The sequence below is a fragment of the Rhodococcus sp. NPDC059179 genome (assembly GCF_042754885.1).
Classification (GTDB): domain Bacteria; phylum Actinomycetota; class Actinomycetes; order Mycobacteriales; family Mycobacteriaceae; genus Rhodococcus_G.
In genome coordinates, this window is sequence record NZ_JBHZBV010000002.1 from 463,934 (window position 1) to 488,972 (window position 25,039).

Sequence of the window (25,039 nt, forward strand, 5' to 3'; positions counted from 1 at the left end):
GTGAGTCCTTCTGGCCCGCATGGGGACCAGAAGGACTCACGGGCGGCGAAGCCGCCTACGCTGCACTCGTCACCCGGTAGACGTCGTACACGCCCTCCACGTTGCGGACGACGTTGAGCACGTGGCCGAGGTGCTTGGGGTCGCCCATCTCAAAGGTGAAGCGGCTGATCGCAACCCGGTCCCCCGAGGTGGTCACCGAGGCGGACAGGATGTTGACCTTCTCGTCCGCCAACGCCTTCGTCACGTCGGACAGCAGCCGGTGCCGGTCGAGCGCCTCGATCTGGATGGCGACCAGGAACACCGAGGACGGCGACGGCGCCCACTGCACCTCGATGATCCGCTCGGACTGCTCGCGCAGCGACCCGGCATTGGTGCAGTCGGTCCGGTGCACGCTCACCGCGCCACCGCGGGTGACGAAGCCCATGATCTCGTCGCCCGGCACCGGGGTGCAGCACTTCGCGAGCTTGGCCACCGTCCCCGTCGCGCCCGGCACCAGCACGCCCGCGTCCGTGGTGCGGCGCGGCCGCATCGGGATGTTCGACGGCGTCGACCGCTCGGCCAGCTCCTCCTCCGCGGACTCCACGCCGCCGAGGTTCGCGACCAACCGCTGCACCACGTGCTGCGCCGACACATTGTGCTCGCCGACCGCCGTGTACAGCGCGGACACGTCCACGTAGCGCAGCTCGTGCGCGATGGCCGACATCGACTCGGCGCTGAGCAGGCGCTGCAACGGCAGGCCGCCGCGGCGGACCTCCTTCGCGATCGCGTCCTTGCCGGACTCGAGGGCCTCCTCGCGCCGCTCCTTCGCGAACCACTGTCGGATCTTCGCCTTCGCGCGCGGCGACACGACGAAGCCCTGCCAGTCGCGGCTCGGACCGGCGTTCTGCGCCTTGGAGGTGAACACCTCCACGACCTCGCCGTTCTCGAGGGTGCGTTCCAGCGCGACGAGTCGGCCGTTGACGCGGGCGCCGATACAGCGGTGCCCGACCTCGGTGTGCACGGCGTACGCGAAGTCCACCGGCGTCGACCCCGCGGGCAGCGTCACGACGTCGCCCTTCGGGGTGAAGACGAAGATCTCCTTGACCGCAAGGTCGTAGCGCAGCGACTCGAGGAACTCCCCCGGGTCCGCCGCCTCCCGCTGCCAGTCGAGCAGCTGACGCATCCACGCCATGTCGTCGACCTCGGCGGCGTCACCGGAGTGCCTGCCCTTGGTCTCCTTGTAGCGCCAGTGCGCGGCGATGCCGAACTCCGCGGTGCGGTGCATGTCCCTGGTGCGGATCTGCACCTCGAGCGGCTTGCCCTCCGGGCCGACCACCGTCGTGTGCAGGGACTGGTAGACCCCGTACCGCGGCTGCGCGATGTAGTCCTTGAATCGACCGGCCATCGGCTGCCACAGCGAGTGCACGACGCCGACCGCGGCGTAGCAGTCCCGGATCTCGTCGCACAGGATCCGCACCCCGACCAGGTCGTGGATGTCGTCGAAGTCGCGACCCTTGACGATCATCTTCTGGTAGATCGACCAGTAGTGCTTGGGCCTGCCCTCGACGACCGCGTTGATCCGTGAGGCGGCGAGGGTGGCGTTGATCTCGGCCCGCACCTTCGCCAGGTAGGTGTCGCGCGAGGGCGCCCGGTCCGCGACCAGGCGGACGATCTCCTCGTACTTCTTCGGATGCAGGATCGCGAACGACAGATCCTCCAGCTCCCACTTGACGGTGGCCATACCCAGGCGATGCGCAAGCGGCGCAATCACTTCCAGGGTTTCCTTGGCCTTGCGCGCCTGCTTCTCGGGCGGCAGGAACCGCATGGTGCGCATGTTGTGCAGCCGGTCGGCGACCTTGATCACCAGCACCCGCGGATCGCGCGCCATCGCGATGATCATCTTGCGGATGGTCTCGCCCTCCGCGGCGCTGCCGAGCACCACCTTGTCGAGCTTGGTGACGCCGTCGACAAGGTGCGCGACCTCCTCGCCGAACTCGTCGGTGAGCTGCTCGAGGGAGTAGCCGGTGTCCTCCACCGTGTCGTGCAGCAGCGCCGCGACGAGGGTGGTGGTGTCCATGCCGAGCTCGGCCAGGATGTTCGCCACCGCCAGCGGATGGGTGATGTAGGGATCGCCCGACTTGCGCTTCTGACTGGCGTGCCGCTCCTCGGCGACGTCGTAGGCACGCTGCAGCGGCGCCAGGTTCGCCTTGGGGTACAGCTCCCTGTGCACGCTGACCAGCGGCTCCAGCACCGGCTTGATCGCGGCGTTACGCTGCCCGGTCATCCGGCGCGCGAGCCTGGCCCGCACCCGCCGAGAGGCCGAGGTGGGCACCGCGGGCGCGGCATTCTCCGTCGGGGCCGCAGGAGCGGAGCCCGCGGAGCGACCCTTTGCCTGGCCCCCGGTCTCGGACTGCGACCGATCGAGGTTCTGGGTCATAGCGTCACCTCCCGCGGTATCGGTCATCTCACCGGAAACTTTAGTCCTCAGACCCGAAGCAGCGAGGTGACCGGGTGGCCCGCGAGCCGCGACCGCCCCTCCAGCGCCTCGATCTCGAGCACCACCGCGATCCCGACCACCTCGGCGCCCGCCGCGATCAGCAGCTCGGCCGCCGCGCCAAGGGTCCCGCCGGTGGCCAGCACGTCGTCGATCACCAGCACCTTGCGGCCGGCGAGCTCGATCCCGTCGGCCGGGATCTCCAGGGACGCCGTGCCGTACTCGAGCTGGTACTCGCGGGCGAGCACCGGCGGCGGCAGCTTGCCCGCCTTCCGGACCGCGAGCACGCCCGCATCCAGGGCGAGCGCCACGCCCGCGCCGAGCAGGAATCCCCTGGCGTCGATGCCCGCCACCAGATCGGCGTCCCCGCCGTTACGATGCTCGCTCCGCAGGCTCCGCTCGACCTGCACCAACGCCTCGATGACGTCGCGAAAGGCCTTGGCGTCGGCGAACACCGGGGTGAGGTCGGCGAACTTCACGCCCGGCTCGGGGAAGTCGTCGGCCCAGCGGGTCAGCCGGGCCACATCGGCGGACGCCGTACTCAATGCACTCACCGGAGAAGTATCCACCTGTCCATGTTCCATCCCACACCGGAGACCGTCGGGTTCGGCACGGCGGCGTGCAGCCCGTCCGCGAACACGGTGGTCCTCGGCTCGTTGAACAGCGGGATCGACGGCAACTCGTTCCACAAGATGCCCTCGGCCTCCGTCGACAGGTTCAGCCTGCTGCCCTCCGCGGTGTCGACGGCCAACTGCTCCGCGATCGCGGTGATGCGGTCGTTGCGATAACCGCCGAAGTTCGTCCCGTTGCCCGCGACCAGTGAGTACGCGGGCGGTACCTCCGAGTCCGTGCCCGCCGCGCCCTGCGCCGAGGCGGTCCCGCCGAGGATGGCGTCCAGGCCGCCTGCACCGAGCGCCGTCGGGGTGAACTCCGGCGAACCGGCGTCCTCGACGGTGATGTCGGCCGGGGCGCAGGCCTCGGCGATCGCCTTGACCGTCTCGGCACGTCGGGTGTCCGGGGCGAGGTAGCCGACCCTGACGGTGATCGGGCCCTGACCGGACGCGTTCCGCGCGGCGACGGCGGCAGGCACGTCGGGGTGCAGGTATCGGCCGCCCTCGGTCGCGGCGACCGACGGATAGATCAGCATGTCCGGCTGCACGATCCGCGAGTTGAGCACGCCCGAGCCGAGGCCCGATTGCTTGTCGAAGTCCGGGTGCCCGAGCCGATCGAAGAGTTGCTGGCGAGGCACGCACAGCGCGAGCGCCCGGCGGGCATCGGTGGATTCGAGGACCCCCGACGTCGCGAGGACCAGCTGCTCGCTGCTCCTGGACGGCGCGGTGACCGTGGTGAATCCGTCGCCAGGGGCCAGCCCGGCCGTCGAACCCGCGCCCGCGTCGATCACGTCGACCTCACCGGATGCGGTCTTGGACTCGAGGTCGGTTCCCTTCGGCCACACCACGATCTGCGGGGTCGCGGGCTTGTTGCCCCACCACCGCTCGTTGGCGACCAGCACCAGTCCGCCGTCGGTGGTGAAGGATTCGACGCGGTACGGACCCGAGGAGGGGAACAGCGTGAGATCGAGCTGATCCGGAACGAGCTTCCACCCGTTGTTCCAGAACTCGGCGACCCGCTCCAGCGCCGGGACGTCGTTCGACGCAACGGCGCCCACGAGGTCCGGCACGCCCGCGACCCTGGCCGCCACATGGGAGGGCATCAGGGCGGTGGCGCCGAACAACGCCCGCCACTCAGCGAACCCACGACCGGGCCGGAACACGACTGTCGCGTCCTTGGAGCCCGGCAGGCAGTCGACGCGTTCGATGTCCGCGTAGCCTGCGTTGCCCGCCGCACGGAACATCGGGAAGCGCCCGCTGCCTGCCGCCCAGGCGAGCACGAGATCGTCGCAGACCATCGGCACACCGTCCGAGTACACCGCCTTCGGATTCAGCTTGACCGCGACGGTGAGCACATCGGCAGGCACGGTTGCCGCGGTGCCCACATCGCCGTCGGACAGGGCGCTACCCTCCGGACCGATGTAGCTCAGGCCGGTGAGTACCCGCGAAAACGCCTGTCGCGCTCCAGATGCCGCACCATCAACGGTGTTGGCGTTGTAGGTGGTCAGCGCGTTGTCGATGGCGTACCCGATCGATGGGACCGGATCCTCGGCTGCCGAGCAGCCGCCGGCCGCCGCCGCGATCAGTGCGATCACGCCGACGGTCCCGGCCCTCAACCCGCGGGCCGCACCGGCCCTTCGTTTGCCAGCCCTGCGCGCGCCGGTACCCATGTCATCGCCTCTTCTTGTCGCGCTTCCCCGTCGGTCGGGCACCGGGCTGCGGACCCGAGGCGGCGACGCGAGACGCGGCGGGAGCCGCGTCCGCAGCGGCGGACGCCATCGCGCCCGTGGTCTCCGATCGAGCCTCCCGGCGGCCGAGCACCTTCTTGGTGTGCGCCGCCACGGGGCCCCAACGCTCCTTGATCGAGACCAGGAGCGGCGTCGCGAAGAAGATCGAGGAGAAGGCGCCGACGATGATGCCGACCAACTGGACGACGGCGAGGTCCTTCAGGGTGCCCACGCCGAGCAGCCCGACCGCGACGACGAGCAGACCGATCACCGGCAGCACGCTGATGAGGGTGGTGTTGATCGAGCGCATCAGCGTCTGGTTCACGGCCAGGTTCGCCTGTTCCGCGTAGGTCCGCTTGCTCAGGTGCAGCACCCCTCGGGTGTTCTCCTCCACCTTGTCGAACACCACCACGGTGTCGTACAGCGAGAAGCCGAGAATCGTGAGGAAGCCGATCACCGTCGCGGGCGTGACCTCGAGACCGACCAGCGCGTAGACGCCTGCCGTGACGATCATGTCGAAGAAGAGCGCCACGATTGCCGCGATCGCCATGTCCCGTTCGAACCGGATGCCGATGTAGATGCTCACGATGACCAGGAACACCGCCAGCGCGATCAGCGCCTTCTTGGTGATCTGGCCGCCCCAGGTCTCGCTCACGTCCGCGACGCTGATCGCGTTCTTGCTGGGATTGCCGTCCTTGTCCTGCGGCTGGAAGGACTCGTACAGCGCGTCCTGCACCAGCACGACCTGGCGTGCGTCGAGCGCCTCCGACCGGATCTGGATCGTCGCGCTGCTACCGGTGCCGACGGTCTGCACCGACACCGGAGCCTCGCCGAGGGTGTCCGTGTAGACCTGCTCGACCTGCTCGGTCGTGACGTTGTCGCTGGCCGGGAACTGGATCCGGCTGCCGCCCTCGAAATCGATGCCGAGGGTGAACCCGCGAATCAGGATGCTGGCGATCGAGATCAGCAGGATGACGCCGACGAGGCCGTAGTAGAACTTGCGCCTGCCGACGACCTCGAACGCGCCGGTACCGGTGTAGAGCCGCGAGAGCAGGCTGTGCTTGGGCAGCTTCGCCTGATCGGCGGCGGAATCGGACATCGACAGATCTTCAGATGTGGTCACAGTCAGGCCTCCTTCGCCTGCGCGCCGACGCTGGTGCGCGTGGACGCGGCGGTCTTGCGTTCACGGGCGACCTGCTGCACCGCGCCGAGCCCGTTGATGCTCGGCTTCGACCAGAAGTCGGACTTCGATGCCAGGTGGACCAGCGGATGCGTCACCAGGAACACCACGACCACGTCGAGGATGGTGGTCAGGCCGAGGGTGAACGCGAAGCCGCGCACCTGGCCGACCGCGAGGACGTACAGCACGGCGGCCGCGATGAAGCTCACGGCGTTGCCGGACAGGATGGTCCGCTTGGCACGGGCCCAACCGCGCGGCACGGCCGAACGGAAGCTGCGGCCCTCGCGGATCTCGTCCTTGATGCGTTCGAAGTACACGACGAACGAGTCGGCCGTCATGCCGATACCGATGATCAGACCGGCGATGCCCGCCAGGTCGAGGGTGAAGCCGATGTACCGGCCGAGCAGCACCATGATCGCGTACACCATCAACCCGGACAGCACGAGCGAGAGCGCGGTGAGCACGCCCAGCATCCGGTAGTAGATGAGGCAGTACAGCAGCACCAGAGCCAGGCCGATCGCGCCTGCGATGAGTCCGGCCTCGAGCGACGCGAGACCCAGTGTCGCGGAAACGGTTTCGGCCTCGGATGCCTGGAAGGAAAGCGGCAGCGAGCCGTACTTCAGGGTGTTCGCGAGTTCCTTCGCGGACGCCGTGGTGAAGTCGCCGGTGATGGAGGTGGCGCTGCCGGCGGGGGTGGCACCCTGAACGACGGGCGCGCTGACGACCTTGGAGTCGAGCGTGAACGCGGCCTGCTTGCCGATGTTGGCGGAAGTGAACTGCGCCCAGGTCGTGCTACCGCTCGACTTGAAGGTCAGCGAGACCTCGTTGCGGGATTGCTGCGTGTTGAACGCGGACGTCGCGTCCGCGATCTCCTGGCCGTCGATGATGCTGGGGCCGAGCAGGTACACCGTGGTGCCGTCGGTGGAGCACGCCACCAGCGGCAGCGTCGGATCGTCGTTGCCCTGCAGCGGATCGCTGGCGTCGCAGTTCAGCGCGGCCATGGCCTGCTGCTGCACCGCCGGGTCCGTGCTCTGCCTGGTCCTCTTCGCCTCGGCGATCTCGGCGGCCGCCTGGTCCGCGGTCGACACGTCGCCCTGGTCCGCGGCGGGCGCGGGGGTCTCGGTCGGCGGCGCGGGGGTGCCCGGGTCCTGGGCCGGGAACGGCCGGTTCTGCGGCGCGGGCGCCGGAGCCGGGTTCTCGGCCTGCGGGGCCTGCGCCTGCGAGTTCGAGGACGCGATCGAGCTCTGGACGGGACGGATGTAGAGCCGCGCCGTCTGGCCGAGCGTGCGGGCCTGCGAGCTGTCGTCGCCCGGGACCGTGATCACCAGGTTGTCGCCGTCGATGACCACCTCGGAGCCGGAGACACCGAGGCCGTTCACTCGGGTCTCGATGATCTCCTGCGCGCGGCGAAGGCTGTCCTGGCTGGGCTGGCTGCCGTCCGGGGTGCGCGCGGTCAGGGTGACACGGGTGCCGCCCTGCAGGTCGATGCCGAGCTTCGGCGTCGGGGACTTGTCCCCGGTGAAGAAGACGAGCGCGTACAGCGCCGCGACGATCAGCCCGAAGATCACGAGCGAGCGCGCTGGTCGTACGGCTCCAGTCGAAGGTGCCACGATCCGTAGTTCTCCTAGTACGTGTGTCGTGCGATGGTCGGGTTCTCAGGCCCTACACGCGACCGCTGCCGAGCGGAATGCTCGGCAGCGGTCCGGAAGTCAACTCATTCGTTGTCCAGGCGACGCTTGGTCTCCTCGGGAGTCTCCTCGGTCGCGGTGGTCTCGTCGACGATCTCGTCGACGTCGTCCTCCTCGAACTCCTCGTCGTTCTCGACGAGCAGCTCGCGGATGACCATCCGCGACCAGGTGGTCACCACGCCGGGTGCGATCTCCAGGTCGACGGTGCCGTCCCCGAGCTCCACCACGGTGGCGTGCAGTCCGGAGGTCGTCAGCACGCGGTCACCGACGGTGAGCGAATCCTGCAGCTCGGCAGTCTTCGCCATCTCCTTCTTCTGGCGGCGGATGCCCAGGAACATGGGCACGAGCAGGGCGAGAATCAGGAGCGGAAACAGCAGTTCCATCGTTGAATTCAGTCCTCGAGGGTCGTCGACGCGCACGATCCGGAACAGACCGGCGCAGTACTCCAGTGTGCCACTAGTCAAACAGACCTTGTGGCGGTTCGTTGACCCGCACGTCGATGCCGCCCGCCGCGGCCTCCGGCGGCGGAGTCAGACCGAGCTGCTCCCACGCCGCGGCGGTGGCGACCCGGCCGCGTGGGGTCCGGGCGATCATGCCCGCACGCACGAGAAACGGCTCGCAGACCTCCTCGACGGTGCCCGGCTCCTCGCCGACCGCGACGGCGAGGGTGGACACGCCGACGGGTCCGCCGCCGAAGCTGCGTACCAGCGCGCTGAGGACCGACCGGTCGAGGCGGTCAAGGCCGAGCTGGTCGACGTCGTACACCGCGAGCGCGGCCCTGGCGATGTCGCGGGTGATCACGCCGTCCGCCCGCACGTCGGCGTAGTCACGCACCCGGCGAAGCAGCCGGTTCGCGATCCGCGGCGTGCCACGGGATCGGCCGGCGATCTCCGCGCTGGCCTCCTCCCCCAGGTCGACGCCGAGAATGCCCGCCGACCGGAGCAGGATCCGCTGCAGCTCCGGCGGATCGTAGAAGTCCATGTGGGCGGTGAAGCCGAACCGGTCCCGCAGCGGCCCGGTCAACGCACCGGACCTGGTGGTGGCGCCGACGAGGGTGAACGGCGCCACCTCCAACGGAATCGACGTCGCGCCCGGACCCTTGCCGACGACGACGTCGACGCGGAAGTCCTCCATGGCGAGGTAGAGCATCTCCTCCGCGGGCCGGGCGATCCGGTGAATCTCGTCGATGAACAGCACGTCGCCCTCGACGAGGTTGCTCAGCATGGCCGCGAGGTCGCCGGCCCGCTCGAGTGCCGGTCCGGACGTGAGCCGCAGGGAGGTGCCCAGTTCCGAGGCGATGATCATCGCCATGCTGGTCTTGCCGAGGCCGGGAGGCCCTGACATCAGGATGTGGTCCGGGGTGCCGCCGCGCAGCTTGGCGCCGGTGAGCACGAGCTGGAGCTGTTCACGCACTCGCGGCTGGCCGATGAAGTCGGTCAGGCTGGTCGGCCGAAGGCTGGCCTCGATGTCGCCGTCGCCCGCGACGAAGTTCGCGGTGACGGAGGATTCCACCCCGGCCGAATCCCCCACCTCCTCGGTCACCGCGTCTTACCCAGCAGGGACAGCGCCGAGCGCAGGGCCGTCGACGTCCCCGCCTCCGGATCCGCGGCCAGCACGGTGTCGGTGGCCTGCTCGGCGGACTTCGCCGGGAAGCCGAGACCGACCAGTGCCTCCACGATCTGTTCGCGGACCAGGCCCGGCACCGCCGCGGGCGCGCCGTCCGCACCGGGATCGGACGAGACGGCGACGGCCTCCACCTTGTCCCGGAGCTCGACGACCATCCGCTCGGCGCCGCGCTTGCCGATGCCGGGCACCCGGGTCAACGCCGTCACGTTGCCCTCGGCGAGCGCCTTGCGCAGCGCCTCCGGCTCGAGGACCGCCAGCGTCGCCATCGCCAGCCGCGGACCGACCCCGGAGACGGTCTGCAGCAGCCCGAACAACTCCCGCGATTCGGCGTCGTGGAACCCGTACAGGGTCATCGAGTCCTCGCGGACGATCATCGCCGTGACCAGCCGGACGTCGGTCCCGCGTTGCAGGGTGCCGAGCGTGGCCGGGGTGGCGTTGAGCCGGTAGCCGACCCCCGCCGCCTCGAGCACCACGTGATCGAGCGCGATCTCGAGCACCTCGCCGCGAATGGAGGCGATCATGGGGTACCTGCCTTCTTGAGCCGGATCTTGTTCAGTTCCGCGAGCTTGGCCTCGTAGCGCCGCTTCTGCTCGGCGGCGGCGAGTTCGGCCTGCGCCATCCTCGACAGCATCGGGGCCCGCCAGCAATGACAGATCGCCAGCGCGAGCGCGTCGGCCGCGTCGGCGGGTTTCGGGGCCTCGGTCAGCCCGAGGATCTTGGTGACCATCGCGGTGACCTGCTTCTTGTCGGCCGCACCGTTCCCCGTCACCGCCGATTTGACCTGGCTCGGCGTGTGGAAGCAGACGTCGATGCCGCGCCGGGCGGCGGCCAGCGCGACGACCCCGCCTGCCTGCGCGGTGCCCATCGCGGTGCGGACGTTGTGCTGCGAGAAGACCCGTTCGACGGCGACCACGGTGGGGCTGTGCAGGTCCAGCCACTCCTCCGCGGCGTTCGAGATGCGCAGGAGCCGCTGGGCGAGGTCCATCTCCGGCGGCGTGCGGATGACGTCGACGGCGATGGGCGTCACCGTCCGGCCTCGGCCGGAGTCCACCACCCCGAACCCGCATCGGGTCAGGCCGGGATCCACCCCGAACACGCGCACTCGATCACCTCTCGCCACTACGAACAGCTGTTCGAGAGTATAGGTGGCTTGCCGCCGCGGTGGCCGACCAACACGCGGTGGACAACGAACTTCGGGCCGGACCACAGGTGGTCCGGCCCGATGTCAGTGCTTCAGTTCAGTCCTCGAGCTGCGCGAGGACCTCGTCGGACAGGTCGACGTTCGTGTACACGTTCTGCACGTCGTCCGAATCCTCGAGCGCGTCGACGAGCTTGAACACCTTGCGGGCGCCGTCGACGTCCACGGGCACCTCCACCGAGGCGCGCAGGTCGGGGTCGGCCGACTCGTAGTCGATGCCCGCATCGACGAGCGCGGTCCGCACGGCGATGAGATCGCCCGCCTCGGACACGATCTCGAAGCTGTCCCCGAGGTCGTTGATCTCCTCGGCGCCCGCCTCGAGCACCACCTCGAGGATCTCGTCCTCGGTGCGGCCGTTCTTCTCGAGCACCACCACGCCCTTGCGGGTGAACAGGTACGACACCGAACCCGGATCCGCGAGGTTGCCGCCGTTGCGCGTCATGGCGGTGCGAACCTCGCCCGCCGCGCGGTTGCGGTTGTCGGTCAGGCACTCGACGAGCAGCGCCACGCCGTTGGGGCCGTAGCCCTCGTACATGATGGTCTGCCAGTCCGCGCCGCCGGCCTCTTCGCCCGCGCCGCGCTTGCGGGCGCGCTCGATGTTGTCGTTCGGGACGGAGGTCTTCTTCGCCTTCTGGATGGCGTCGTACAGGGTCGGGTTACCCGTGGGGTCACCACCACCGGTCCGTGCCGCCACCTCGATGTTCTTGATCAGCTTCGCGAAGGACTTGCCGCGCTTGGCGTCGATCGCAGCCTTCTTGTGCTTGGTGGTGGCCCATTTGGAGTGGCCGCTCATGCGTAGTTCCCTCTTCCCGTTCGTAGATGCGCACGCGACAGCAGAGCACGCCGGCGCGGGGAGCACACAGTAGCGCCAGTTTACGCGCGCGTGGACGCGACTTCGCGCACCATGTCGACAAACAGCTGATGGACGCGCCTGTCGCCGGTCACCTCGGGATGGAACGACGTCGCGAGGACGTTGCCTTCGCGGACCGCGACCACGCGGCCTGCCGCCGGACCCTCGGGCACCGTGGCCAGCACCTCGACGCCGGGGCCGACCCGCTCCACCCAGGGCGCACGGATGAACACCGCCCGCATCGGGGCACCCTCGATGCCGGTGAAGTCGAGGTCCTCCTCGAAGGAATCGACCTGACGGCCGAATGCGTTGCGCCGCACGGTGATGTCGATTCCGCCCAGGCATTGCGCGTCCGGGCGGGTGTCGAGCACCTCGCTCGCCAGCAGGATCATCCCCGCACACGACCCGTACGCGGGCATCCCGTCCCGCAACCTGGCCCGAAGGGGTTCGAGCAGTTCGAACACCGTGAGCAGCCGGCTCATGGTGGTGGACTCGCCGCCAGGGATGACGAGGCCGTCCACCGCGTCGAGCTCGGCGACGCGACGCACTCCGATGCCGCGGGCACCCGACGCCTCCAGCGCCGCAAGGTGTTCGCGCACGTCGCCCTGCAGAGCGAGCACGCCGATGGTGGGCTTCATGGTGACACGTGTCCGTTCGATGATGTCGACGCTCACCGCGGGACCGCCACGAGCAGGAGCTCCTGCGCGGGGACGTCGCCCTCGACCGGGATCGGGTGGACGGTGTCGGTGGTCCAGCGCAGCGCACCGTCGACCTCGATCTGCGCGCGGACGGCCAGCCGCGCCCGCGGGTCGATGGCGCCGCGGTAGGCAGCGACCTCGAACGGGACCGGCACGCCGGTGGCGTCCTCGATCCGCTGCTCGGCGAGCACCGTCGATGGCGCGTCGGCCCGCGAGACGTCCTCGAGCCGCACGGTCACGACGGCGTTCTCGGGGAAGGCGATGCGCTCGCGGTACAGGACGTTCCCGCGCACGGTGAGCGTGTCGTCGACGCTCTCGGCCTGCGCCGCCTCGGGCGTCGACCCGAGGGAGACCACCACCGCGGCGACGACGGCGATCAGCGCCGCCCCACCAAGGACCAGTTCCAGAATTCGTCTCGTCTGCACGGGTCGAGGATACGGATGGGGAGGTCCACGAGAGCATTGGCGAAGCATTGCCACGTCGAAATGTAGTAGGTATGCTACAAATTATCGAACATTGATGATTGAGAGGGGAGGACTCATGACTTCGAGCAACGGGGTTGTTCTCGACGTCGACTCACTGCAGATGCGGTATGACACCGCCGACGTTCTGCGCGACGTGACGTTCCAGGCACGGCGCGGCGAGGTGCTGGTCATGCTGGGCCCCAACGGGGCGGGCAAGACCACCACGATCGAGATCCTCGAGGGGTTTCGCGGGAGGTCGGCCGGTCGTGTCGATGTGCTGGGGACCGATCCCGAACATGGCGACGAACAGTGGCGCGCCCGCATCGGCGTCGTGCTGCAGTCCTGGCGCGACCACGCCAAATGGCGAGTGCGTGAGCTGCTGCAGCATCTCGGCTCGTTCTACGCACCGTATTCGACCCACCGCACCGAACGCCCTTGGGACACCGATCAACTCATCGAGCTGGTCGGCCTGACCGAACAGGCGGGCGCCAAGATCTCCACCCTCTCCGGCGGCCAGCGCCGCAGGCTGGACGTGGCGATCGGCATCGTCGGCAAGCCCGACCTGCTGTTCATGGACGAACCGACAGCAGGCTTCGATCCGGCGGCGCGCCGCGACTTCCACGATCTGGTGCACCGGCTGGCCGACCTGGAGGACACCACCGTCCTGCTCACCACGCACGATCTGGACGAGGCGGAAAAGCTCGCCGACCGGATCCTCATCCTGGCCGGTGGCCGCATCATCGCCGACGGATCACCGGACGAACTGTCCCGCTCGATCGCGGGCGAAGCTCAAGTGAGCTGGACCGTCGACGGTCAGCGATTCGTGCACACCACCACCGAGTCAACCAAGTACGTGCACGAGCTGTTCAAGCAGCACGGCGAGGCGATCGCCGATCTCGAGGTGCGCCGCGCCTCGCTCGAGGACACCTACATGACCCTGGTCCGGCGCGCGGAATCCGGTGAGGACACCGCCGCCGTCCACACTCTCGCGGAGGTCACCCGTTGAATACCATCCGGATCGGCATCACCCGCGGCCTGATCGAGCTGCGGCAGCTCTACACCAACGCCCCCGATCTGATCGGCCAGTTCCTCACGCCCGCCATCAGCCTCGGCGTACTGTTCCTGCTGCGCAACCGCATGTACGGCGACTCCGGACTGTCGGTCGCCGAGCTGGCGGTCCCCGGCCTCCTCGGCAGCATCATCGCGTTCAACGGCATGTACGCGCTGCTCAACGTGCTGGTGCTGGACCGGGAGGACGGCACACTGCTGCGGGCCAAGGCGATACCGAAGGGCATGGCCGGCTACTTCGTCGGAAAGATCGTGTCCACCGCGGGATCGGTGCTCGCGCAGGTCGTTATCGTGCTCGGTGTGGGCATGATGATCATCGGTGGCTCCTCGCTGAGCGGACTCGGCGCGTGGGTGACCTTCGCGTGGGTGGTGGCGCTCGGTCTGCTGGCCGTGCTGCCGGTCGGCGCGATCCTGGGCAGTGCGCTGGACACCCGCTCGGCCTTCCTGCTGACGATGCCGCTGATGGGGTTGATCGCCATCTCTGGCATCTTCTATCCGATCACCGCGCTGCCGGGCTGGCTGCAGGCGCTCGCCCAGGTGTTCCCGATGTACTGGCTCGGCCTCGGCATGCGCTCGGCGCTGCTGCCCTCCGAGGCGGTCACCATCGAGATCGACCAGTCGTGGCGGCACCTCGAAACAGCTGCGGCGCTCGGCACGTGGGCCGTCGCCGGCCTGCTGATCGCGCCGATCGTGTTGCGGCGCATGGCCCGCCATGAGTCCGGGGCCACGATGGCGGCACGGAGGGACAAGGCGATGCAGCGTGCCTTCTGAGGTCATCTACAACCGCATCGCGATGCTGCGCGCCGAGCGCGGCATCTCGCGGCGGGAGCTGGCCGAGGCACTGGGGGTCCACTATCAGACCGTGGGCTACCTCGAACGCGGCGAGTACAGCCCCAGCCTGCATCTGGCGTTGCGGATCGCGGCGTACTTCGAGGTGGCGGTGGAGGTCGTGTTCTCCACCGACCCCTTCCCCCGGCTGGGGTCGGGCGCCGAAACCGCGTGACGCGGAGGGCTACAGCTCGAGTCCTGGTGCGGTGGCGATGGATTCGAGCTCGTCCAATCTCAACGGGGCGGCCGGAGCCTGCGCCGACGAACTCACCTGGATCTGCACACCCGACGGCTTGGTCACCGTGACCGATCGGATCGTCTCCGTCACCGCCGCGGGTGACGCCTCGACCCGCTCGACCACCGTCCCATCAGGAAGCGTCGAGGTGGACCGTCGCGGACCGTCGGGGTCCTCCGGCTGCTCCATTCGAGGGGGCGCTTCGGCGGTAATCGACACCCGCAAGCGGCTTTCGGCCTCCGGTGTGGTCACCGTCAACACTTCACAGACACCGCTGCGACCGGCATCCAAATCGGAGAGCCACAGCGAGCCGAGTGGACGGTCGAGGGTCGCCGGACCATCCGGTCGGCGTTGCCACTGGTCATCGAGCACCCTGTTCAGCCGATCCACCGTCGCCCTGTCGAACTCGTAGGTGGCAGGCTCGTCCTCTTTCGCGGAGCAGGGCTCCGGGGGCGACGGGGTCCCGGCCGGCACCGGCGTGGTCACCCGAAGGCCGGGCGTGGTCACGATGGCGGTGAGTTCCTCGATCGTCAGCGGCGACGGTCCCGACTCCTCGGCCTTGGCGCGCACCCACATGCCGGTGCCGTCTGGCAGGTACGCCATGACGGAGCGCGCCAGTCCGTTCGCCCGTTCCCGGATGTCGATGACCGTCCCGTCAGGGAGCGTCGAGCGGCGGTCGAGTTCACCCGCAACGCAGGGCGGGGGCACCGTCGACCTGGCTTGGCGCACGTCGATCATCAGCGAACCGGACTCTTCGCCGCTCGTGAGCACTCCCTGCGCGGAGGTCGACCCGCCGAAGTCTTCCGCGTTGACCCCCTCGGGCTCGACGACAGCGTCGCTGAGGTCCAGGATCGGCTGGAAGAGGAGCGACTGCGACAGCGGCGCGAACTCGACCTCGGCGTCCCCGGGCAGTGCGTCCGCGAGTGCCGCCGTCATCGCGGTCGCCTTCGGCCCTGAGAACCACTGATACCGCGGGTTGTCGTAGCTCGGATAACCGGCCCACCCGATGTTGATCCGCCGGGACTCAGCCGGCGGTTTCACCACGTCGCAGCCTGGAATCTGCGCCGAATACTCCCCACCGCCGTCGTTCAGCAGCCCGGCCACCACCACCCCGAGCGCGATCACCGTCCCGATCACCACGACGTCGACGCCGACTCCCCCGCCACGCCTGCCCACAGATGCCCCCAGTCCGCGAGCTCGCCTCGCCATGTCCATTTCGTCGCAATCGTTGCCGACGTTACCCACGGCGCGTCAAGACAGCGGTCGTCCCCATCAGGGAAGTATCAAGACCGCGGGCACCCATCCGATCCGGGACCACACTCGCTCGGTGACCAACGCACTGCTCATACGGGCACCCCGCACCGGACGCCCCAAGCGCAAGACCGATCGACACAAGCTCTCGGTCTCCACCGGCCTGGCCGGGCTGTCCCTCGACGCGATGGCGTCGGTGTCCTACGGGCCCGAGGCGATCGTGCTCGTGCTCGCCGTCGCGGGCGGAGCCGGGCTGGGGTTCACCCTGCCCGTCACCCTGGCCATCGCGGCGCTGCTCGCGGTCCTGGTCGCGTCCTACCGCCAGCTGATCGCGGCGTTCCCGAACGGCGGCGGCGCGTACGCCGTGGCGCGGGCCCGGTTGGGCCACCGCACCGGACTCGTCGCGGCCGCCTCGCTGGTGATCGACTACATCCTCAACGTGGCGGTCTCCATCGCGGCGGGCGTCGCCGCCCTCACCTCCGCGTTCCCGGCCCTGCTCCCCCACACGGTGTGGATCTGCCTGGCCGTGCTGGTCGGGATCACGGCGCTCAATCTGCGCGGGATCGCGGACAGCGCCAGGGCTTTCATGATCCCGACCGCGATCTTCGTGGTCAGCATCTTCACCGTGATCATCGCCGGCCTGCTGCGGTCGGAACCGCTCAGCGTCACCGAGGGCACCGCCGTGGCCGCCAACGTGCAGACGGTCGGGGTTCTGTTGCTGCTCAAGGCGTTCTCCAGCGGCTGCGCCGCCCTCACCGGCGTGGAGGCCATCGCCAACGCGGTGCCCAGCTTCCGCGAGCCCCGTGTCAAAAACGCCCAGCGCGCCGAGGTTGCCCTCGGAATCCTGCTGGGCGTCATGCTGATCGGACTCGCCGTCCTCATCGGCAAGTTCGCACTGCACCCCGTCGAGGGCACCACCGTGCTCTCCCAGCTCACCGAGGCCTCGCTCGGGCACGGGATCGGTTACTACGTGGTGCAATTCGCGACGGTGCTCCTCCTCGCCCTGGCCGCGAACACCTCTTACGGCGGACTGCCGACGCTGATGCGCCTGCTCGCCGACGACAACTGCCTGCCGCACCGCTTCGCGTTGCGATCCGCCCGCGAGGTCTACCGGTACGGCGTGCTCACGCTCGGACTGTTCGCGGCCGTGCTGCTGATCGGGTCCCGCGGCAGCATGAACGCCCTGGTGCCGCTGTTCGCGATCGGCGTCTTCGTCGGATTCACCATCGCCCAGGTCGGTTTGGTCCGGCACTGGACACTGACCCGCTCCCCCGGCTGGCGGTGGCGCGCCGCCCTCAACGGATTCGGCGCCACGCTGACGGCCATCGCCGCGCTCGTCACGACCGCGATGAAGTTCACCGAGGGCGCCTGGCTGATCGTGGTGGCCCTTCCCCTGATCGTGTTCCTGATGGAGCGGGTGCGCACCGCCTACGCGGCCATCGGCGACCGACTGCACCTCGGTGAGGTGCCTGCCGCGCCGTCCGCACAAGGCACGGTCGTGGTCGTCCCGGTCGCCGAGGTGTCCGAACTGAGCCGCGAGGCGATCTGCGCGGGACTGTCGATGGGCTCCGACGTTGTCGCGGTCCGGGTCTGCCCGGCCGGCGAATCGCCGCGCGCCTTCACCAAGGCGTGGGAGGCGTGGCACCCTGGCGTTCGCCTGGTCCTGCTCGACGGCGCCGACGACGGCCTCGCGCCGACCCTGATCCGCTACATCAGCGACAAGCTCGCGGACAAGCGCGTGGTCGTCGTGATCGGCGAGGTGGAGCCGGGTTCGGCCTGGCAGCGGATCCTGCCCAACCACCGCGGCGACGAACTGGACCGCGCGCTACGCCGCGACACCGACGCCCTGGTGTGTCGGGTCCGGCTCAGGGTCGGCCGAGGCAACAAGGTCACCCGATGACCCGCCTGGACATCGTCCGCGATTGTCCGCGAGGGAACCTGGCAAGGTCCCGAAAGCCGTGAGAGAGTGGCGGTTCGCTGGTAACCGCGCGGCACTCACTCACCTTGGAGGCTCTCGCAATGACACCTGACATCTCATACGAGTTCCCGGGCGGTTTCCCCACCGACGAGACGATCACGGCTGCGTATGACGCGGCGGATCTGGTCCGAGCCATCACCTGCTACAAGCACTTCTTCCCCGCCGTTTCCGGCATGGCCATCTTGTCGGGCACGACAGCTGTCGGTATCGAGCCGAATCGCGTGTTCGGGACGATGGACACCCGCCCCGGACAGGTCGGGTTCACCCTGAACTCGGACACGCCCTACGCCCCGGTTCTGTTGGATCTTGCTGCCGGACCTCTGGTCGTCACCGTCCCACCGGGTCCGATCGTGGGCGCGTCGTTGAACGCCGATCAGAGCTGGATCGCAGATATCGGTATTCCCGGGGCGGACGCCGGCCACGGCGGCCGGCACATCTTCGTCGGTCCCGGATTCGACGGCGTTGTGCCCGACGACGGGTTCGTGCACCACCCCCTCGGCGACCGTGTCGTCGTCGGTCTCCGTGCGATCCCTCAGCACGGCGACGTCACCGCCGCCGTCGACCTGCTCCGCTCGGTCCGTGTCAGCCCGCTACGGGACGACAGCGCATGGGAGCAGCCGACCTGGGTGGACCTGACCGGCAAACCGCAAGACACCACCCCGATGTCCGTGCAGGGGACATTCGACTACTGGAAACTCGTCCACGACTACGTCGCCAGCGAACCCATCCACCCCGACGACCGCGCCTACATAGGCGAACTCGCCGTCCTCGGCATCCGCGGCGACGCCCCGTTCGCACCGGATGACCGACTCACCCGGATCCTCACCACCGCCTCCCGGGAAGCGGACGCTCAGCTGCGGGTGCAGTCGCTCGCCGACCGCCGCCCGGACCGGGTCGTGTGGTCCGACCGGCAATGGGAATGGGTGACGCTGCGTCCCGAGAATGCGAACTTCGAGGTCGACGGACACATCGACGTCGACGCTCGCGAGACATGGTTCTATCAGGCGATCGCCTCGTCCCCGGTGATGTTTCGACGACAAGCCGGGACCGGATCGCTGTATTGGTTCGTCGCCCGAGACGCCACTGGCGCCTACCTCGACGGCGGCCGCTGCTACCGGCTCCGTGTGCCCCTACCCGTCCCCGCTGGTTTGTTCTGGTCGCTGACCGTCTACGACGCCGAAACCCGCTCGCAGATCGACACCGACCAGGGAGCAGCCGCCGTCCGATCCCTGTTCGAACTCGACGGCAAACTCGATGGCAACCATGTCGATATCGCATTCGGCCCGCAGCACGCCGAGACAGACGCCGCCGCATGGGTGCAGACAATCCCCGGACGGGGCTGGTTCGCATACTTCCGCATCTACGGACCTACCGTCGCCGCATTCGACGGCGGCTGGACACTCGACGATGTCGCCGCCCTCGGCTGACTCTCGAACCGACCGTTCTACTGCTTCGTCGCGCCGAACTGATCGCGCACGTGGTCTGATCGTCGGCCGAGGTCGGACGATCAGTCCCGCTGCAGCCGGGTAAGCCCCTCCTGGACGACCGCGGCGACCAGGTTCCCGCTCCGGTCGAAGATCCGGCCCTGGGTGAGGGCCCGGCCGAAGCCCGCTGACGGCGAGGACTGGTCGTAGAGCAGCCACTCGTCGGCCCGGAACGGGCGCATGAACCACAGGGCGTGGTCGAGGGAGGCCTGCTGGATGTCCTCGTCGGGATGCGGCACCTTCGCCGAGCCGAGCAACGTCATGTCGCTCATGTAGGCCAGCGTGCAGACGTGGAAGACGGGATCCTCCGGCAGGGTGCCGCGGTAGCGGAACCAGACCTGCTGCTGCGCCGGGACGCCCTTGCGCCGAGTCACCTTGTCCTCGGGGACGAACCGCAGATCCCAGTCCGCCCACTCCCGGAACTCCCACGACAGTTCCTCGCCCATCAACTCCGAGGTGTCGGGCAGGTCCTCCGGGTTCGGGACCGGCGGCATCTGGTCCTCGTGCTCGATGCCGACGTCCCCGACGTGGAACGAGGCGGACATGGTGAAGATCGCCTGCCCGTCCTGGACCCCGGTCACCCGCCGGGTGCAGAACGAGCGCCCGTCCCGGATCCGGTCGACGAGGAAGACGGTGGGGATGGTCGGGTTTCCCGGCCGCAGGAAGTACCCGTGCAGCGAGTGCACGCTGTAGCGCTCGTCGACCGTCCGCACCGCCGAGACGAGGGCCTGGCCCGCCACCTGCCCGCCGAACGTCCGCGTGAGCATCGTGTCCGCGACGATGCCGCGGAAGATGTCCTTCTCCAGCCGTTCGAGTTCCAGGATCTCTTCGATGGACGACATATGGCGTGCTCCCCTTTCGGCAGGTGCTCACGCTAGCAACGACGCGGCCCCGCATCCGGGATGCGGGGCCGCGTCGAGAGATTCAGCAGTTCGGGGTGCCGGAGGTCACCAGCCGCGCTCGGCGAGTCGGTGCGCGACCGGCAGGTCGTCGACGTTGATGCCGACCATGGCCTCGCCGAGTCCGCGGGAGACCTTCGCGAGCACGTCCGGGTCGTCGAAGAAGGTGGTGGCCTTCACGATCGCGGCCGCGCGCTCGGCCGGGTTGCCGGACTTGAAGATGCCCGAGCCGACGAACACGCCCTCCGCGCCGAGCTGCATCATCATCGCGGCGTCGGCCGGGGTGGCGATGCCGCCCGCGGTGAACATGGTGACGGGGAGCTTGCCCTCCTTGGCGACCTCGACGACCAGGTCGTAGGGCGCCTGCAGCTCCTTGGCCGCCACGTAGAGCTCGTCCTCGCTCAGCGAACCGAGACGACGGATCTCACCGAGGATGGTGCGCATGTGGGTGGTGGCGTTGGAGACGTCGCCCGTGCCGGCCTCACCCTTCGAGCGGATCATGGCCGCGCCCTCGGTGATTCGACGCAGCGCCTCACCCAGGTTGGTGGCGCCGCACACGAACGGCACGGTGAACTTCCACTTGTCGATGTGGTTGGCGTAGTCGGCCGGGGTGAGCACCTCGGACTCGTCGATGTAGTCGACGCCGAGGGACTGCAGGATCTGCGCCTCGACGAAGTGGCCGATGCGGGCCTTCGCCATCACGGGGATGGACACCGCGGCGATGATGCCGTCGATCATGTCGGGGTCGCTCATCCGGGAAACGCCGCCCTGCGCGCGGATGTCCGCGGGCACACGCTCGAGGGCCATGACCGCCACCGCGCCTGCGTCCTCGGCGATCTTCGCCTGCTCAGCGTTGACGACGTCCATGATGACCCCGCCCTTGAGCATCTCGGCCATGCCGCGCTTGACGCGGGCCGTGCCGGTGGTCGGGGCGGTATCGGGGGTGCTCACGGCATACTCCATCGGTAGTGACCTGTCAGGGGAACTCCCCCAATTCTATGACGATGCGGCTTTCTCCCGGTCGCCCGGTCAGCGAATCGAGCGGACCTCGGGTTCGACCAACCTCGCGACCACGACCTTCGCCTCTTCCAGCAGGTCCGGCAGCTCCTCCGGGTACACCACCTCGCCGGTGGCGGCGATCGCCCGGATGTCCGCCGGGCTGCACCAGCGATGGCCGGTGATCGCGCGGCGTTCGAGGTCGGTGAAGCCATTGCGGGTCGGGGTGAACTCGCTGGTCTGCAACGCGAAGAACAGCTCCTCCGAGCGGATCAGGTCGCCGTCGTACGGGAACACCGCGACCCGGCGCCACATCGGCCCGCGCAGCGCCGATTCGGTCGCCGACAGCCCGGTCTCCTCGGCGATCTCCCGGACCGCGGCCGCGCGCAGGGTCTCCCCCCGCTCGACCGCGCCGCCGATGGTGAACCAGAAGTACACGTCGGGCACCTGCGGGTCGTGTCCACGCAGCAGCAGCACCCGCCCGCTCTCGTCGAGCAGTACCACCCGGGAGGAGATCCGCGTCTCGTCGACGTTCAGCCCGGCGCCCACCACAGGCGCGGTTCGCTCCGCGATCTCGAAGTAGGTGGGCAGTGGCGCGGTGCCGCCGAGGTGCAGCCAGCGCACCGGCCGACGGGTTCGCAGCGCCAACGTGTCGCGGACCGCGTCGTTGTGGAAGCGCCTGGCGATCAGCACCCGAGCCTCGGCGTCGGCCAGCTCGGCGACCAGTTGCGGCGGCAGCGCGTCCACCGGCACCGAGGCGAGGGCGACGGACAGCGCGTTCTCTTCGGTCTCCCGGTGTCCCCGGTCGGCCCGCTCGGCCTTGATCGCCAACACCGCCAGCGCTTTTCCGTCCGGCGCCTGGCCCCGTCCGTCGGGCGCGAGCGCCGCGGCGACCGCGCGGGCCACCACCGAACGGCGTGCGAGCGAGGCGTCGAGCGCCTGCCAGGACAGGTCGGACCGCACGTGCAGTCGGTCGAGCCGGTTGGCGGTGCCGTAGGCCCACACCCCGACCGTGATGATCACCGCCGCGATCAGCGCGAGAACGAGGATCGTTGTTGCAGAAAAGGTCACGACCGGACCTCGACGCCGACGCCGGTGCCGCCGACGGTCACCGTCTCGTAGACGCGCAGGATCTGTTCCGCGACCACCGGCCAGTCGTACTCGGCCACGACCTCGGCGGCCGTGCCGATCAGCGCGCGACGCCGGTCCTGGTCGCTGAGCACCGAGTCGATCGCGGTGGCCAGCGCGGCCGAGTCGCCGACCGGCACCAGCATCCCGGCTGTGCCGTCGCGGAGCACCCGCCGGAAGGCGTCCAGCTCGCTGGCCACCACCGCCGTCCCCGCGGCCATCGCCTCGACGAGCACGATCCCGAAGCTCTCGCCGCCGAGGTTCGGCGCGCAGTAGACGTCCACACTGCGCAGGGCCGAGGCCTTCTCCGCGTCGGTGACCTGGCCCAGCAGGCGCAGGTGTTTCGCGTACTCGCCCGCATCCTTGCGCAGCCGGTCCTCGTCGCCGCGGCCGACCACCAGGACCTCCAGTTCTGGATGCTTCGCGACGAGTTCCGGGAGCGCCTCGAGCAGCACCGCCATGCCCTTGCGCGGCTCGTCGTAGCGACCGAGGAACAGCACGGTGCCGCCCGCTCGCGGATACCCGGCCAACGGGGCCGCATTCGCGAAGGCGGGCACGTCGACGCCGTTGGGGATCTCGACGGCGTCCGAGCCGAGCGACTCCATCTGCCAGCGTCGCGCCAGCTCGGAGACGGCGATGCGGCCGCTGATCTTCTCCAGGTAGGGCGCGAGCACACCCTGAAAGGTGCTCAGCACCAACGACTTCGTGGTCGAGGTGTGGAACGTCGCGACGATCGGACCCTCGGCGATCTTCATCGCGAGCATCGACAGGCTCGGCGCGTTCGGCTCGTGAATGTGCAGCACGTCGAAGTCGTTGTCGACGATCCACCGCCGAACCCGCGCATAGGAGACGGGCCCGAAGCTCAACCGGGCCACCGAGCCGTTGTACGGGATCGCGATGGCACGGCCTGCAGACACCACGAAGTCCGGCAGCTCCGTCTCCTCCGACGCGGGGGCCAGCACGCTAACCTTGTGTCCACGCTCGATGAGCACCGACGCCAACTCGACGACGTGGGCCTGCACCCCGCCCGGCACGTCGAACGAATACGGGCAGATCATCCCGATCCTCACGGCGATTCCATCCGGGCCAGCCGGCCCTCGGACAGGTCGGCGAGCCAGAGCGGTTGGAGCATGTGCCAGTCGGCCGGATGGTCGGCGATGTTGACGGCGAAGCGGTCGGCGAGGGCCTGGGTGGCGGCGGCGACCCCGCCGGTCGTGTCCACCGGTGGATCGATCTGGAAGCCCCAACCGTCGCCGTCGAAGTAGCAGTGCACCGGCAGCAACGCCGCGCCAGTGTCGATCGCGAGCTTCGCCGGGCCCGCGGGCATCCGAGTGGGTTCGCCGAAAAACGTCACCGGCACACCTTGTTTGGCGAGGTCGCGCTCCCCCAGCAGGCACACAAGCCCGTTCTCACGGAGGCGGTTCGCGAGCTGCTCGAAGGGCGGGCGCTCGCCTCCGCTGAGCGGGAAGATCTCGAAGCCGAGGCTCTCGCGGTACTCGACGAACCGCAAGTACAACGACTCCGGCTTGAGTCGCTCGGCGACCGTGGTCAGCCTGCCCCAGCGCTGCACGCCCCACACGCCCGCCATGTCCCAGTTGCCGCTGTGCGGCAGGGCCAGCACCGCGCCGCGGCCGTCGGCCATCGCCTTCTCGAGGTGTTCCTGGCCGTACACCTGGGAGTCGAGTCGCCTGCCGAGCTCACGTTGATCCATCGCGGGCAGCCGGAATGCCTCACGCCAGTAGCGGGCATAGGACCGCAACGAGTCCCTGATCAGTTCGTCAGGCACCTCGGCCGGGGGCACGCCGAGCACGCGGGCCAGGTTGCGGCGCAGCTGATCCGGACCGCCACCCCTCTTGGCCGCCAGGTCCGCGCCCCGGTTGAACAGCGACTCCGCCACCCCGGCGGGTAGCGCGCGGACCAGCCGCCACCCGGCCGCGTAGCCGAGGTCGCTCGCCCGTTCGGTCCAGCTCACGATGGCGCCTCGCCACCCTCCGTGGCAGCGGCCTTCGCCTGCAGCGGTTCCCGGGCACCGGGGGCATTGCGCACGTGCAATACCCGCTGGAACACGGTGATGATGCTGGCCACCGCGAGCAGCCACATCGCCACGTAGACGGCCCATTCGAGCCAGTTGATGCCGTAGTGCCCGGCGAGGCCGGTCAGGCCCGAGCCGAGGAGCACGATCACCAGGCGGTCCGAGCGTTCGATGAGACCGCCCTCCGCGGACAGCCCGCTCGCCTCGGCCCGCGCCTTGGCATAGGAGATGACCTGCGAGGTGACCAGGCAGATCAGCGTCGCGACCAGCAACGACCGGCTGTTCTCGTGATACACCGCCCACCACGCCAGACCGGCGAAGATCGCGCCGTCCGCGATCCGGTCACAGGTTGCGTCGAGCACCGCGCCGTACCGGGTACCGCCCCCGCGTACCCGCGCCATCGCGCCGTCCACCAGGTCGAACAGGACGAACGAGGCGATCACGATCGCACCCCAGAACAGGTGACCCGAGGGGAACAGGGTGACCGCGGCGGCCACGCTGGCCGCCGTGCCGAACACCGTCACGACATCCGGCGACAGGCCGGCACCGACCAAGGCCTTGCCGACCGGTGCGATCACCTTCGACACCGCGGCGCGCCCGAGAACGCTCAACACCTGTCGTCCCC

24 protein-coding genes are annotated in these 25,039 nt (G+C 69.2%); 5 read left to right on the top strand and 19 right to left on the bottom strand.

The window, feature by feature from the left end; all coding sequences use genetic code 11:
- Positions 1 to 55: 55 nt before the first annotated feature.
- The 12 genes from ACFXMV_RS07120 to ACFXMV_RS07175 all read right to left on the bottom strand — a co-directional run bounded on the left by ACFXMV_RS07120 (position 56) and on the right by ACFXMV_RS07175 (position 12,476).
- Positions 56 to 2,416: a RelA/SpoT family protein gene (locus tag ACFXMV_RS07120; protein ID WP_378502802.1), complete on the bottom strand. Its 2,361-nt coding sequence runs from the start codon at positions 2,414 to 2,416 to the stop codon at positions 56 to 58.
- Positions 2,417 to 2,463: 47 nt separating this feature from the next.
- Positions 2,464 to 3,057: an adenine phosphoribosyltransferase gene (locus ACFXMV_RS07125; protein ID WP_378501938.1), complete on the bottom strand. Its 594-nt coding sequence runs from the start codon at positions 3,055 to 3,057 to the stop codon at positions 2,464 to 2,466.
- A complete protein-coding gene (locus tag ACFXMV_RS07130; RefSeq protein WP_378502803.1) occupies positions 3,024 to 4,754 on the bottom strand; it encodes an ABC transporter substrate-binding protein in 1,731 nt (576 codons plus the stop codon). Before ACFXMV_RS07130 ends, ACFXMV_RS07125 begins: the two co-directional genes overlap by 34 nt.
- 1 nt (position 4,755) lies before the next feature.
- Entirely contained in the window at positions 4,756 to 5,910 is a 1,155-nt protein-coding gene (gene secF / locus ACFXMV_RS07135) for a protein translocase subunit SecF (protein ID WP_378501941.1), read from the bottom strand.
- A gap of 26 nt (positions 5,911 to 5,936) precedes the next feature.
- The gene (gene secD, locus ACFXMV_RS07140) at positions 5,937 to 7,601 is read right to left on the bottom strand and encodes a protein translocase subunit SecD (protein WP_378501940.1); all 1,665 of its coding nucleotides are present in this window, start codon (positions 7,599 to 7,601) and stop codon (positions 5,937 to 5,939) included.
- A gap of 104 nt (positions 7,602 to 7,705) precedes the next feature.
- Complete coding sequence (gene yajC / locus ACFXMV_RS07145) at positions 7,706 to 8,062, bottom strand: preprotein translocase subunit YajC (protein WP_378502043.1); 357 nt, start codon at positions 8,060 to 8,062, stop codon at positions 7,706 to 7,708.
- A gap of 73 nt (positions 8,063 to 8,135) precedes the next feature.
- On the bottom strand, positions 8,136 to 9,221 hold the full coding sequence (ruvB, locus tag ACFXMV_RS07150) for a Holliday junction branch migration DNA helicase RuvB (protein WP_378502044.1): 1,086 nt from the start codon (positions 9,219 to 9,221) through the stop codon (positions 8,136 to 8,138).
- Complete coding sequence (gene ruvA, locus ACFXMV_RS07155) at positions 9,218 to 9,826, bottom strand: Holliday junction branch migration protein RuvA (RefSeq protein WP_378502045.1); 609 nt, start codon at positions 9,824 to 9,826, stop codon at positions 9,218 to 9,220. Before ruvA ends, ruvB begins: the two co-directional genes overlap by 4 nt.
- On the bottom strand, positions 9,823 to 10,407 hold the full coding sequence (gene ruvC, locus ACFXMV_RS07160) for a crossover junction endodeoxyribonuclease RuvC (RefSeq protein ID WP_378502046.1): 585 nt from the start codon (positions 10,405 to 10,407) through the stop codon (positions 9,823 to 9,825). Before ruvC ends, ruvA begins: the two co-directional genes overlap by 4 nt.
- A 136-nt stretch (positions 10,408 to 10,543) precedes the next feature.
- A complete protein-coding gene (locus tag ACFXMV_RS07165; RefSeq protein WP_378502804.1) occupies positions 10,544 to 11,296 on the bottom strand; it encodes a YebC/PmpR family DNA-binding transcriptional regulator in 753 nt (250 codons plus the stop codon).
- Between the two features lie 80 nt (positions 11,297 to 11,376).
- Positions 11,377 to 11,991, bottom strand: coding sequence for a pyridoxal 5'-phosphate synthase glutaminase subunit PdxT (gene pdxT / locus ACFXMV_RS07170; protein WP_378502864.1), 615 nt, complete (start codon positions 11,989 to 11,991; stop codon positions 11,377 to 11,379).
- 32 nt (positions 11,992 to 12,023) lie between these two features.
- The gene (locus ACFXMV_RS07175) at positions 12,024 to 12,476 is read right to left on the bottom strand and encodes a YbaY family lipoprotein (RefSeq protein WP_378499850.1); all 453 of its coding nucleotides are present in this window, start codon (positions 12,474 to 12,476) and stop codon (positions 12,024 to 12,026) included.
- Positions 12,477 to 12,591: 115 nt separating this feature from the next.
- Between ACFXMV_RS07175 and ACFXMV_RS07180 the strand changes: the two genes are divergently transcribed.
- Genes ACFXMV_RS07180 through ACFXMV_RS07190 form a run of 3 tightly spaced genes read left to right on the top strand, consistent with a single transcriptional unit; the run spans position 12,592 to position 14,586 of the window.
- Positions 12,592 to 13,521 (top strand): ABC transporter ATP-binding protein, encoded by a 930-nt coding sequence (locus ACFXMV_RS07180; protein ID WP_378502805.1) that lies wholly within the window; start codon positions 12,592 to 12,594, stop codon positions 13,519 to 13,521.
- Positions 13,518 to 14,354 carry an ABC transporter permease gene (locus ACFXMV_RS07185; RefSeq protein ID WP_378499848.1) on the top strand — a complete coding sequence of 279 codons (837 nt, stop codon included), beginning with the start codon at positions 13,518 to 13,520 and terminating at the stop codon, positions 14,352 to 14,354. Before ACFXMV_RS07180 ends, ACFXMV_RS07185 begins: the two co-directional genes overlap by 4 nt.
- Positions 14,344 to 14,586 (top strand): helix-turn-helix transcriptional regulator, encoded by a 243-nt coding sequence (locus ACFXMV_RS07190; protein WP_378499847.1) that lies wholly within the window; start codon positions 14,344 to 14,346, stop codon positions 14,584 to 14,586. The genes ACFXMV_RS07185 and ACFXMV_RS07190 overlap by 11 nt, the downstream gene beginning before the upstream one ends.
- Positions 14,587 to 14,595: 9 nt before the next feature.
- Here ACFXMV_RS07190 and ACFXMV_RS07195 read toward each other — a convergent pair whose 3' ends face one another.
- Positions 14,596 to 15,855: a hypothetical protein gene (locus ACFXMV_RS07195; protein WP_378502806.1), complete on the bottom strand. Its 1,260-nt coding sequence runs from the start codon at positions 15,853 to 15,855 to the stop codon at positions 14,596 to 14,598.
- Positions 15,856 to 16,084: 229 nt separating this feature from the next.
- Between ACFXMV_RS07195 and ACFXMV_RS07200 the strand changes: the two genes are divergently transcribed.
- Positions 16,085 to 17,797 carry an APC family permease gene (locus tag ACFXMV_RS07200; RefSeq protein ID WP_378499851.1) on the top strand — a complete coding sequence of 571 codons (1,713 nt, stop codon included), beginning with the start codon at positions 16,085 to 16,087 and terminating at the stop codon, positions 17,795 to 17,797.
- A gap of 119 nt (positions 17,798 to 17,916) precedes the next feature.
- Positions 17,917 to 19,302 (top strand): DUF1214 domain-containing protein, encoded by a 1,386-nt coding sequence (locus tag ACFXMV_RS07205; protein ID WP_378499845.1) that lies wholly within the window; start codon positions 17,917 to 17,919, stop codon positions 19,300 to 19,302.
- Positions 19,303 to 19,382: 80 nt separating this feature from the next.
- Here the strand turns inward: ACFXMV_RS07205 and ACFXMV_RS07210 are convergent, their stop codons facing one another.
- The 6 genes from ACFXMV_RS07210 to pgsA all read right to left on the bottom strand — a co-directional run bounded on the left by ACFXMV_RS07210 (position 19,383) and on the right by pgsA (position 25,028).
- Positions 19,383 to 20,201, bottom strand: coding sequence for an acyl-CoA thioesterase (locus ACFXMV_RS07210; RefSeq protein ID WP_378499844.1), 819 nt, complete (start codon positions 20,199 to 20,201; stop codon positions 19,383 to 19,385).
- A gap of 105 nt (positions 20,202 to 20,306) precedes the next feature.
- Positions 20,307 to 21,209 carry a pyridoxal 5'-phosphate synthase lyase subunit PdxS gene (gene pdxS, locus ACFXMV_RS07215; protein WP_378500098.1) on the bottom strand — a complete coding sequence of 301 codons (903 nt, stop codon included), beginning with the start codon at positions 21,207 to 21,209 and terminating at the stop codon, positions 20,307 to 20,309.
- 78 nt (positions 21,210 to 21,287) lie between these two features.
- The gene (locus ACFXMV_RS07220; protein ID WP_378500097.1) at positions 21,288 to 22,325 is read right to left on the bottom strand and encodes an NUDIX hydrolase; all 1,038 of its coding nucleotides are present in this window, start codon (positions 22,323 to 22,325) and stop codon (positions 21,288 to 21,290) included.
- Entirely contained in the window at positions 22,322 to 23,452 is a 1,131-nt protein-coding gene (locus ACFXMV_RS07225; protein ID WP_378500096.1) for a glycosyltransferase family 4 protein, read from the bottom strand. Before ACFXMV_RS07225 ends, ACFXMV_RS07220 begins: the two co-directional genes overlap by 4 nt.
- Positions 23,449 to 24,354 (bottom strand): phosphatidylinositol mannoside acyltransferase, encoded by a 906-nt coding sequence (locus ACFXMV_RS07230; RefSeq protein WP_378500095.1) that lies wholly within the window; start codon positions 24,352 to 24,354, stop codon positions 23,449 to 23,451. Before ACFXMV_RS07230 ends, ACFXMV_RS07225 begins: the two co-directional genes overlap by 4 nt.
- A complete protein-coding gene (gene pgsA / locus ACFXMV_RS07235; protein WP_378500094.1) occupies positions 24,351 to 25,028 on the bottom strand; it encodes a phosphatidylinositol phosphate synthase in 678 nt (225 codons plus the stop codon). Before pgsA ends, ACFXMV_RS07230 begins: the two co-directional genes overlap by 4 nt.
- Between the last annotated feature and the right edge of the window lie 11 nt (positions 25,029 to 25,039).